Origin of the sequence: Pseudoxanthomonas sp. SGT-18, assembly GCF_003931645.1 — a bacterium.
Lineage (GTDB): Bacteria > Pseudomonadota > Gammaproteobacteria > Xanthomonadales > Xanthomonadaceae > Pseudoxanthomonas.
This window is the reverse complement of record NZ_RRYJ01000011.1, coordinates 110465-121320: the sequence shown is the minus strand read 5'-3', so window position 1 is coordinate 121320 and position 10856 is coordinate 110465. Positions and strand designations below refer to the sequence as shown.

Genomic DNA, 10856 nt, shown 5'->3' with positions numbered 1-10856 from the left:
TGCCCTGGTTTGCGGCGGCAAGCGCGGGGGCCCTGCTGTACCGACACCGGATTTGCTTGCGTGTGGGGCGTGCCAGTGGGCTACCGGCCCGTGGCGACCCCTGGTGGATCACGTGGCGGGCCAAAACGCGCACGCACGTGCGCGACCGGGTCGCACTACGCCGCCCACGGCAAATCCTTGCGGCTCGCGACCCGGGACGGCTCCGGGTCGGATACCGGCGACGACAAGGCAGTCCCCCAGGACCGCCACGGGCCCGGTGGCGTGATGTCGCCGCCGACCGCCGGGAACGCGCCGGCGTAGTGCACCTGCATGCGGACAGCGCGGCATTCCACGTGCATTCGTGGCCGGCACGCTGCGCTCCACAGGCGTGGCGCGGATGGCGGCTCCGGGGGCGGAGCTGATCGGTGATCGCTTTGCTGGTTTGCGAGGGCGCCACTCTGGCGCGGCGCCTGGCCAGCAGCGGTGGCGGGCGGCCCTTGCCGCACCTGGACGGTGCGGCGAGCGATTGCATCACGTTGCAGCCGGATGCGCGTGGCGCGCTAGCCAATATTCCTTGCGGCCCCGATATCGCCACCGGCGATGACGGGCGCCCTGGTTTTTTTGCGCAAGCAAGGAGGCCCGCCAGGGCGCGGGCCGGGCGAGCTGAACATCCGCATACGGGGATGGGCTGCTCGTTGCCCAAGATTCCCGATCGTTGCGCCGGCGCCAACGAAAGACATGTGCCCGAAGTCAGGGAATCTATTCAATTTTCTCCATTTCTGAGGCTTTTCGATTCCTTGAAAATATATTATGACGCCTTTCCCGAGACATTCATGTTTTCAGGTTTTGCTGTAGTGCGCAAAGAAAAACAAGTACTTAACAGTACGCAATTATCGAATGCCAATTCAGTTTCGTCAGCAAATAAATTTATTTTATTTTGAGATGAACAGCTGAATCCAATTGCTTTCATTTCACATGATTCTTCTGCGGGAGAAACGTCGTTATATTCCGGTTAACCCTGCATTTCATTCAGGTTCCAGCCATGGATGTATGCCGGGCGTGTAGTCCACGTGGTCCACCCCCTTCAAACATTTTTTTGAGAGGTCGGCGCTGTGACGAATACGAAAAGCTCCCGTTGTGTGAAGAACATCAAGCGAAGCATGCTCAGCCTCGCGCTGGGCATGTGCATTGCCGGCGCCGCCTGGGCCGCCGATCCCGGCAGCTTGCGTATCAGCATCACCGGTGCTGACGGGCAACCGGTTGCCGGTGCAACCGTGCGGGTCAGTTCTCCGGACAGTCTCGTCAGCAAGAGCGGCGTCACCGGCGATGACGGCACCGTGCGCCTGCAGGGCCTCGACCCGGCGACCAACTACACCGTGGTGATTTCCGCGGCCGGCTACGAGGACTACACCGCGTCCAACGTGGCGGTGGTTTCCGGCCGCAACCTCAGCCTGGGTTACAGCCTGGGCGGCGGCGGCCGCACCGCCGGCGATGCCACCACCCTCGACGCGATCGTCGTTACCGGCGCCTCGCTGGCGGCCATCGACACCACCTCGGCCACCGTGGGCACCACGCTGACCCTGCAGATGGTGGAATCGCTGCCCACTGGCCGCAGCTACCAGAGCTACCTGCAGCTGGTCCCGGGCGTGAAGCCCAGCCCCGGCGGCAACCCTTCGTCCAAGTCCGGCGTCAACTACAGCGACATCGGCGGCGCCAGCGGCAGCTCCTCCGACAACGTCTACCTGATCGACGGCGTCGACGTCACCGACAACAACACCGGCACCTTCGGTTCGAACTTCAACTCCGAGATCATCCAGGAGCAGCAGGTCATCACCGGCGGCGTGCCCGCCGAGTACGCCGGCGGCTCGGGCCTGATCTCCAAGGTGATCACCAAGTCCGGTAGCGACGAGTGGCACGGCTCGGTCAACTACTACCTGCAGAACGACAACCTGGTCGCCAAGGACAAACACGGCGAGTCCAGCGGCTTCTCCACCTACGACACCGCCTTCACCCTGGGCGGCCCGATCGTCAAGGAGAAGCTGTGGTTCTTCGCCTCGTACCAGAAGAAGTACCGCGAAGACGACGTGCTTGACCCGACCACGCGCACCGCGATGCGCACGGTGGAGAGCGACGCGCGCTACGCGTTCTTCAAGACCACCTGGCAGATCACCGAGAACGACCGCCTGGTCGCCACCTTCTTCAACGACCCGACCGATATCAGCGGTTCGCGCAACGCGACCACCCTCAACAACCGCGACGTGGCCCGCGAGCAGGGCGGCGACAACTACAAGCTGGAGTACAGCCGCGACTGGGGCAACCTGCTGCTGAACGTCTACGGCTTCACCCACGAGGGCGAGCTGTCCGACATCCCGGCGGTGCAGGACCAGTCGCGCAACGACGTCGCCTACTTCAACTCGCCGGCCAGCCTGGCCGAGCGCCAGCAGGGCGGCGGCGGCACCGCGCTGATCACCGAGCGCAACCGCGACGAGTTCGGCCTGAGCCTGGAGTACTTCCTGGACACCGCCTTCGGTACCCACACCATCAAGGGCGGCGTGTCCTACTCGGAGAACGAGTACTTCGAGGACTCGATCATCACCGGCCCGGACCGCGCGCGCTACGCCTCCATCGCCGCGGCCAACGCCGGCGTGAGCTTCGCCGACTTCATCGGCCCGGGCTGGTCGGGCACCCGCTCGATCTCCAGCAGCGATGTTTCCCGCCTGCTGTCCGACACCGGCCGCGTCGGCAACTCCACCGCCGCCGACCGCGCGTACTTCATCAGCGCCCTGGACACCAACGGCGACGGCGAGGTGTCGCAGGCCGAGCTGTACGCGTACCAGTTCACCAGCACCGCGGGCAACCCGACCGGCCAGGTGAACAACTACCGCATCATCGAGGCGGCCGCCGCGCCGTACACGGTGAAGAGCAAGGGCAAGACCTTCTACCTGCAGGACACCTGGACCAAGGACCAGTGGACGGTCAACGCCGGCGTGCGCGCCGAGGAGTGGACCCACTACGACTCCAAGGGCGGCGAGTCCGCGAAGTTCGACTGGGAGTTCGCCCCGCGCCTGAGCGTGGTGTACGACATCTTCGGCGACGCCCGTTCCAAGCTGTTCGGCTTCTACGGCCGGTACTACGACCCGATCCGCACCAACATGGCCGACTTCGCCGGCAACCTGACCGGCCCGGAGCTGCACGAGCAGATCTACATCGGCGACCGCTGGCTGACCTATCGCGTGCGTGGTGGCGAGAAGACCCCGGACGCGCTGTTCGCGCCGTCGACCAAGACGCCGTATACCGATGAGTTCATGGTGGGCGTGTCGCACACGATCGGCACCGACATGAGCCTGTCGGTGACCTTCACCCGGCGCACCACCAAGGACATCCTCGAGGACTACGACCTGGCGCTGTACTCCGACCCGACGGTCGAGCGCGGCGACCACGGCGTGGCCGGCCCGGGTTCGCCGACGTTCTACCTGCCGTACTCGTACTTCGGCTACGACGGCGCCCCGAACTCGAACTACGTGATCGCCACGCTGGCCGGCGGCAAGCGCGAGTACCAGGGCCTGGAGATCACCCTGCAGAAGTTCAAGAGCAACAACTGGCAGGGCATGCTGTCGTACACCTACAACGACGCCCACGGCAACACCAACTCCGACTCCAACGCGGACTTCCAGGGCGACTGGCTGGCCATCGACCCGCGCGCCCCCAACATGTGGGGCCGGCAGCCGGGCAACATCGAGCACCAGTTCAAGGCCTTCGGCTCGTACGAGTTCGATTTCGGCCTGGAGCTGAGCGCGGTGTTCAACTGGAACAGCGGCCTGATCTACAGCCGCTCGCAGCTGATCTCCGGCCGCTACCTGCCGGTGATGGGCGACGAGTACGAGTACGACGGCGTGTTCGACACCTGGGTGCTGCCCGGCAGCATCGGCGCCGAGACCGGCCCGTCGTACTACACGCTCGACGTGCGCGCCAAGTACGTCAAGCCGCTGCAGGTCGGACAGCTGGAGTTCTTCGTCGACGTCTTCAACATCCTCAACAAGCAGTCGGCCACCAGCCACATGGCCCTGGTCGACGGCAACGGCGTGTACAACTTCGGCCAGGCCAACGACTGGGTCGAGCCGCGCCGTGCCTACCTGGGCGTGCGCTACTCGTTCTGATCCACACCGATCGTGCGTGACCGGAACCGGCGCCTTCGGGCGCCGGTTCTTTTTTGTGTGCGGGGCGGATGCGCTGGACGCGACGGAAAGCCGATGCCGGATCGCGCCACGCTGCGCTGCGACATGCGGCGGCACGGCTTGCGGAGGGCATGCCAGGGTGCACCCGGGGCAGGGCACGCGGGAACGGGGAGGTGGCCGGTGTCGCGCGTCGAGGGAAGCTTCCGGATCTGCCCGGGGGATGCGCGAGTGCCTCGCCGGCGCTGCGAGCGGACGATGGCCACGCATATATATGCGTATGCGCGGGTTACGTCGGGACGCGAAGGCAGCTGCAGGCGCCCACGGGCCAGTGCTTCAGGTTTGTATGCGGCGAATCAAGTGGTGACGCCGAACATGCGCGCGTGACGGGCTTCGCGACTTCACGATCCGACGACTTTGTTGAATGCGCGAGTGCGAATCGATTTATCCGAACGGTTCCGCAAAGTGAGAACCAGGTCGTTTCATCTGGCTTGATTCCTTGCGCAAAAACACCGTTACATCGCGGTTAACCGGGCGTTTTCCGTCCGGTAAGAAAGCCTTCGGGCGCAAGTCCAGTTTCCATCCATCAAGAGGCTGCAGCTGTGACTGAATCCAATCGCTTCCATTGCTTCAGGGGAATAAGGCGGACCGCGCTCAGTATCGCGCTTGGCCTGTGTTTCGCAGGCACCGTCCACGCGCAGTCCAATACCGCCGGCTCGGTCTTCGGCCAGGCGGAAAGCGGCGACACGGTCCAGATCGTCAACACCCAGACCGGCTTTACCCGGCAGATCACCGTGGGTGGCGACGGCAGCTTCCGCCTGTCGGCCATCCCCGCGGGCGAGTACCGGGTGATCCGCACCTCGCCGTCCGGGGAAGTGAACGAGCGCGTGGTGCGGGTCAGCAGCGGTAGCGGCTCCAACGTCTCCTTCGTCGCCGCGGCCAGTTCCTCGGCGACGGCGCTGGACGCGGTGGAGGTGCGCGGCTTCGCCGGCGCGGTCAACCCGATCGACGTGTCCTCGGTGGAGTCGGTGACGATCCTGACCGAGGCCCAGCTGGACCGCCTGCCGGTGCGCCGCAACGCCACCGACGTGGCCCTGCTGGCGCCGGGCACGGTGCGCGGCGACAACCGCTTCGGCAACCTGGCCTCGTTCGGCGGTTCCTCCGTGGCCGAGAACGTGTACTACGTCAACGGCTTCAACGTGACCAACATCGTCACCGGCACCGCCTTCAACCAGGTGCCGTTCGAGGCGGTGCAGGAACAGCAGATGAAGACCGGCGGCTACGGCGCCGAGTTCGGCCGTTCCCTCGGTGGCGTCATCAACGTCACCACCAAGCAGGGCACCAACGAGTGGAAGGGCGGCGTGAGCCTGTTCTGGAGCCCGGACTCGCTGGCCAAGGGCACGCCCTTCGCCTACGACCCGACCCGCTCGGGCACCTACCGCATCGTCGATACCGGCTCCAAGACCGATTCCTTCGTCTACAACCTCTACGGCGGCGGTCCGCTGATCAATGACCGGCTGTTCTTCTTCGGCCTGTTCCAGGGCAAGGACGACACCGAGGTCCTGAACTACGAGAACGGCAGCGACCGCTCCAAGGAAGACTCGCCGCAGGGCCTGGTCAAGCTGGACTGGTACATCAACGACAGCCACCGCCTCGAGCTGACCGCCTTCAGCGACAAGAACAAGATCAAGGGCACCACCTACCAGCGCGAGCCGGGCGACCTGACCATCGGCGGCGGCACCCCGATCGGCACCTTCCGCGCCGAGGAGGGCGGCGAGAACTACATCGGCAAGTGGACCGGCTACCTCACCGACACCTTCACCCTGTCGGCGCTGTACGGCCGCGGCGAGTACTCGCGCTTCAACACCAACACCAACGCCGAGGGCTGCCCGGTGGTGGTCGACGTGCGTTCCTCCGGCACCGCGCCGGTGGGCGTGGCCGGCTGCTGGATCGACACCTTCCGCGGCGTGCCGGACGCCGGCGACGTGCGCAAGGCCTGGCGCGTGGACGGCGAGTGGGTGCTGGGCGACCACACCCTGCGCTTCGGCCTGGACCGCGAGGAATTCGAGACGGTCGACGGCAGCGAGTACTCCGGCGGCGCGTCCTGGCGCTACGTCAACGGAACGCCCGGCTCCACCGCCGCGCCCGGGGTGATCGTGCCGCCCGGCGTCACCGAACTGGTCCGCTTCCGCTACATCGGCAACGGCGGCACCTACCTGACCAAGAACAATGCCTGGTACGTCGAGGACACCTGGCAGGTCACCGACAACTTCATGGCCTACCTGGGCATCCGCAACGAGGGCTTCGAGAACCTCAACTCCGAGGGCGGCACCTTCATCGACATCGAGGACACCTGGGCGCCGCGCCTGGGCTTCTCCTGGGACGTGAACGGCGACTCCGGCCTGAAGGTGTTCGGTAACGCCGGCCGCTACTACATCCCGGTGTACGCCAACACCAACGTGCGCCTGGCCGGCCCGGAGCTGGACTACACCGAGTGGTACACCTTCACCGGCATCGACCCGGCGACCGGCATCCCGGTGCTGGGCGAGCAGGTGGGCCCGCGCAACTACACGTCCACCGGCGAGATCCCGGACCCGAGGACCGTGGTCGACAACAACCTCGACCCGATGTACCAGGACGAGTACATCATCGGCACCCAGTTCACCTTCGCCCCGAACTGGACCGCCGGCTTCCGCGCCATCCGCCGCGAACTTCAGTCGGGCATGGACGACATCTGCACCGGCGATGGCGCCGCCAACTGGGCGCTGGCCAACGGCTATTCGGAAGAACAGGCCGAGGCCATCTACGGGGCCCTGGAGCACTGCTTCCTGACCAACCCCGGCAAGGCCCTGTCGGCCAACGTCGACCTGGACGGCACCGGCACCCTGACCCGGGTGGACATCCCGGCCGAGGCCATCGGCCTGCCGGAGGCCCGCCGCACCTACACCGCCCTGGAGCTGATGCTGGACCGCGCCTGGGACGGCAAGTGGTTCCTGTCGGCCTCGTACACCTATGCCAAGAGCAAGGGCAACACCGAGGGCTACGTGAAGTCGGACAACGGCCAGGACGATGCCGGCATCACCCAGGACTTCGACTACCCCGGCCTGATGGACGGCTCGTTCGGCTACCTGCCCAACGACCGCCGGCACAGCTTCAAGCTGTTCGGCGCCTACCAGCTGACCGACGAGCTGCGCCTGGGCGCCAGCCTGCTGGCGCAGAGCGGCCGCCCGATCAACTGCTTCGGCGTGTACCCGGGCGATGGCCCGGACCCGGTTGCCCCGCTGTACGGCGTGGCCTCGTTCTACTGCGGCGAGGGCACCAGCGTCCCGGTCTCGTACGAGGACGGCCTGCATCCGCGCGGTACGTCCGGCCGCGTGCCGTGGGTGAAGATCGTGGACCTGCGCCTGGACTACGAGCCGCGCTGGGCGGAGGGCCTGTCGTTCGGCCTGGTCGCCAACAACGTGTTCAACCGCGAGGACTACTACCGGGTCCGCGACGACTGGGACACCGGCGCCGGCGACCGGGTCTACAGCTACAAGTTCCCGACCGGGTTCGTGGCCCCGCGCACGGTGACCTTCTCGGTCCAGTACGAGTTCTGACCGCCCCGGGACAGTGGCGGGAGGGCGCCCCAGGGGCGCCCTTTTTTTTATGGCGCGGTGGCCGCCGGACTCAGCGGCCCAGCTCGAACACCACGTCCAGCGACACCGAGACGCTGCTCTCGCCCGGGGCCACCGGGGTGCTGTCGAACGCCTCGGCCTTCATCGCCCCCATCCGCGGCATCGGCACCGGCATGCCGGCGCCGCCCTCGCCGATGCTGACGATCCGGCGCACGCGCAGGCCCAGCGCCTTGGCATAGGTTTCCGCGCGCGCCTGGGCCAGCTTCAGTGCCTCGATCCGCGCCCGGTCGTACAGCGGCTCGGGCTTGTCGATGCCGAAGCTGGGGCCGTTGATCTGGTTGGCGCCGTTGGCCACCAGTGCGTCCAGCACCTTGCCGATCCTGGCCACGTCGCGCAGCTTCACGCCCACCGTGTTGCTGGCCTGGTAGCCGGTGATCACCGGTGCCTGGTTCTCCACGTAGCGGTACTGCGGGTGCAGGTTCACGCCGCTGGTCTGGATGTCGCGTTCGGCCACGCCGGCGGCCTTGAGCGCGGCCAGTACCCGGTTCATCTGCTCGGCGTTCTGGCGCATGGCGGCGTTGCCGTCGGCGGCCTGGGTGACCACGCCGGCGGACACGCTGGCGATGTCCGGGGCCTGGCTGGCCTGGGCCTGGGCCTGGACCGAGAGCAGGGTGGCGTCGGCCGGCAACGGCGGGACCGTCCCCTGCTGGGCCGCCGCCGGGGCGGCGATGGCCAGGGCCAGCGGGAGGGCGAGCAGGGAGGCGAAAAGGTTGCGCATGCGATGGGTCTCCTTGGATGGGGCCGCGCCGGCCGCGTGAAGAACGGCGGCAGGGTCGGGTTGTACGCATGAACGCGCGGTGAGCCGCTCCGGGGTCGCGGGGCGCCGGTGCCGATCGGACACCGTTCAGCGGGCAGGCGCGGGTTATCCTTTCCGAATGCTCTATCTGGCTTCCAAGTCCCCGCGCCGGGCCGAACTGCTCGAGCGCCTCGGCCTCTCCTACCGCCTGCTCGACGTCGACGTGCCCGAAGTGCGCACCCCCGGCGAGCCGGCGGCCGATTACGTGCGCCGCGTGGCCCGCGACAAGGCCGCCGCCGGCTGGGCCCTGGTATGCGCCGAGCCGGGCGCGCGGGTGCTGGGCGCCGATACCGAGGTGGTGCTGGACGGGGAGGTGTTCGGCAAGCCGGCCGACGCCGACGACGCGGCGGCCATGCTGCGGCGCCTGTCCGGCCGCACCCACCAGGTGCTGTCGGCGGTGGTGGTGCACGACGCCGCCGGTGCGCGCGAGGTGCTGTCGACCACCCAGGTGCGCTTCGCGGCGCTGGACGAGGCGGCCATCGCCGCCTACGTCGCCACCGGCGAGCCGCTGGGCAAGGCCGGGGCCTATGCCATCCAGGGCCGCGCCGAGGCCTTCGTCGAGCACCTGGCCGGCAGCCATTCCGGGGTGATGGGCCTGCCCCTGCACGAAACCGCGCGGCTGCTGGCCGCCGGCCCCGCAACCACGGCCGGCGCCCGCGCCGCGATGGCAGGATAGGAGCGCATGTCCGAGGAGATCCTGGTCAACGTCACGCCGCGCGAGACCCGGGTGGCCGTGGTCGAGAATGGCATGCTGCAGGAGCTGCACATCGAGCGCGGCTGGCGCCGCGGCGTGGTCGGCAACATCTACAAGGGGCGGGTGCAGCGGGTGATGCCCGGCATGCAGGCGGCCTTCGTCGAGGTCGGCCTGGAGCGGGCCGCGTTCCTGCACGCCAACGACGTGGTGCGGCCGGCCCCGGTCGACGCCGGGGTGTCCGACGACGCCCCGCCGCAGCCGCTGGCGCCGCCGTCGATCGTGGAGCTGCTGCGCGATGGCCAGGAGATCGTGGTCCAGGTGGTCAAGGACCCGATCGGCACCAAGGGCGCGCGCCTGACCACCCAGATCAGCATCCCCAGCCGCTACCTGGTGCTGCTGCCGCAGTCGCGCACGGTGGGCGTGTCGGCGCGGATCGAGGACGAGGCCGAGCGCCAGCGCCTGAAGACCATTGTTTCCGACCTGGCCACCAGCCACGGCGGCCATGGCTACATCATCCGCACCAACGCCGAGGGCCAGCCGGCCGAGGCCCTGGCCGAGGACATCGCCTACCTGTCGCGGGTATGGAACGTGGTCGAGCGCCGCGGCCGCGAGGCCCCGGCCGGCTCGATCATCTACGAGGACCTGAGCCTGCCGCTGCGCTCGGTGCGCGACCTGATCCGCAAGGACGTGGAAAAGGTGCGGGTCGACTCGCGCGACACCTACGACCGGCTGCAGGCCTTCGTCGCCAAGTACATGCCGGTGCTGGCCCAGAAGCTGGAGCTGTATTCCGGCGACCGCCCGATCTTCGACCTGTACGGGGTCGAGGACGAGATCGGACGCGCCCTGGACAAGCAGGTGCCGCTGAAGTCCGGCGGCTACCTGGTCATCGACCAGACCGAGGCGATGACCACCATCGACGTCAACACCGGCTCGTTCCTCGGCCAGCGCAACCTCGAGGAGACGGTGTACCGCACCAACCTGGAGGCCGCGCAGGCGGTGGCCCGCCAGCTGCGCCTGCGCAACCTGGGCGGGATCATCATCATCGACTTCATCGACATGACCGACCCGGAGCACCGCCGCCAGGTGCTGCGCACGCTGGAGAAGTCGCTGGCGCGCGACCACGCCAAGACCACGGTGTACGACTTCTCGCCGCTGGGCCTGGTCGAGATGACCCGCAAGCGCACGGTCGAGAGCCTGGAGCGGCAGCTGTCGGAGACCTGTCCGCAGTGCGGCGGGCGCGGCACGGTGAAGACCGCCGAGACGGTGACCTACGAGATCTTCCGCGAGATCACCCGCGCCGTGCGCCAGTTCGAGGCAGCGCGCCTGCTGGTGATCGCCTCGCCCAAGGTGGTGGCGCGGATCACCGAGGAGGAATCGGCGGCGGTGGCCGAGCTGGAGGAATTCCTCGGCAAGAGCATCCGCTTCCAGGCGGACGAGCAGTACCTGCAGGAGCAGTTCGATGTGGTCCTGCTCTGAGGCGCGGACCCCAGGGACGATAACGGCCAGGACGGGCAGCGACGGGACGGGGGCGGCGCTGG

6 protein-coding genes are annotated in these 10856 nt (G+C 67.6%); 5 read left to right on the top strand and 1 reads right to left on the bottom strand.

Going from position 1 to position 10856, the window contains the following annotated elements:
* Window positions 1-404 precede the first annotated feature (404 nt).
* The 3 genes from EIM47_RS14090 (at window position 405) to EIM47_RS14080 (ending at window position 7750) form a co-directional block, all read left to right on the top strand.
* Window positions 405-920: a hypothetical protein gene (locus tag EIM47_RS14090; protein ID WP_125077268.1), complete on the top strand. Its 516-nt coding sequence runs from the start codon at window positions 405-407 to the stop codon at window positions 918-920.
* 219 nt (window positions 921-1139) lie between these two features.
* Window positions 1140-4136, top strand: a complete 2997-nt coding sequence (locus tag EIM47_RS14085; RefSeq protein WP_050992248.1) for a TonB-dependent receptor — start codon at window positions 1140-1142, stop codon at window positions 4134-4136.
* A 617-nt stretch (window positions 4137-4753) separates the two neighbouring features.
* Window positions 4754-7750 (top strand): TonB-dependent receptor, encoded by a 2997-nt coding sequence (locus tag EIM47_RS14080; protein ID WP_125077267.1) that lies wholly within the window; start codon window positions 4754-4756, stop codon window positions 7748-7750.
* Window positions 7751-7820: 70 nt separating this feature from the next.
* On the opposite strand, the gene EIM47_RS14075 is transcribed toward EIM47_RS14080, so the two are convergent.
* Window positions 7821-8546, bottom strand: a complete 726-nt coding sequence (locus tag EIM47_RS14075; protein WP_019399788.1) for an SIMPL domain-containing protein — start codon at window positions 8544-8546, stop codon at window positions 7821-7823.
* Window positions 8547-8703: 157 nt separating this feature from the next.
* Here EIM47_RS14075 and EIM47_RS14070 point away from each other — a divergent pair, with 157 nt between their 5' ends.
* Complete coding sequence (locus EIM47_RS14070) at window positions 8704-9300, top strand: Maf family nucleotide pyrophosphatase (RefSeq protein ID WP_019399789.1); 597 nt, start codon at window positions 8704-8706, stop codon at window positions 9298-9300.
* 6 nt (window positions 9301-9306) lie between these two features.
* Entirely contained in the window at window positions 9307-10794 is a 1488-nt protein-coding gene (gene rng, locus EIM47_RS14065) for a ribonuclease G (protein WP_125077266.1), read from the top strand.
* Window positions 10795-10856 lie beyond the last annotated feature (62 nt).

Coding starts and splice junctions, on each gene's coding strand:
- EIM47_RS14085 (WP_050992248.1), top strand. CDS start 1,140: ATGCTCAGCCTCGCGCTGGGCATGTGCATTGCCGGCGCCGCCTGGGCC.
- EIM47_RS14075 (WP_019399788.1), bottom strand. CDS start 8,546: ATGCGCAACCTTTTCGCCTCCCTGCTCGCCCTCCCGCTGGCCCTGGCC.
- EIM47_RS14070 (WP_019399789.1), top strand. CDS start 8,704: ATGCTCTATCTGGCTTCCAAGTCCCCGCGCCGGGCCGAACTGCTCGAG.
- rng (WP_125077266.1), top strand. CDS start 9,307: ATGTCCGAGGAGATCCTGGTCAACGTCACGCCGCGCGAGACCCGGGTG.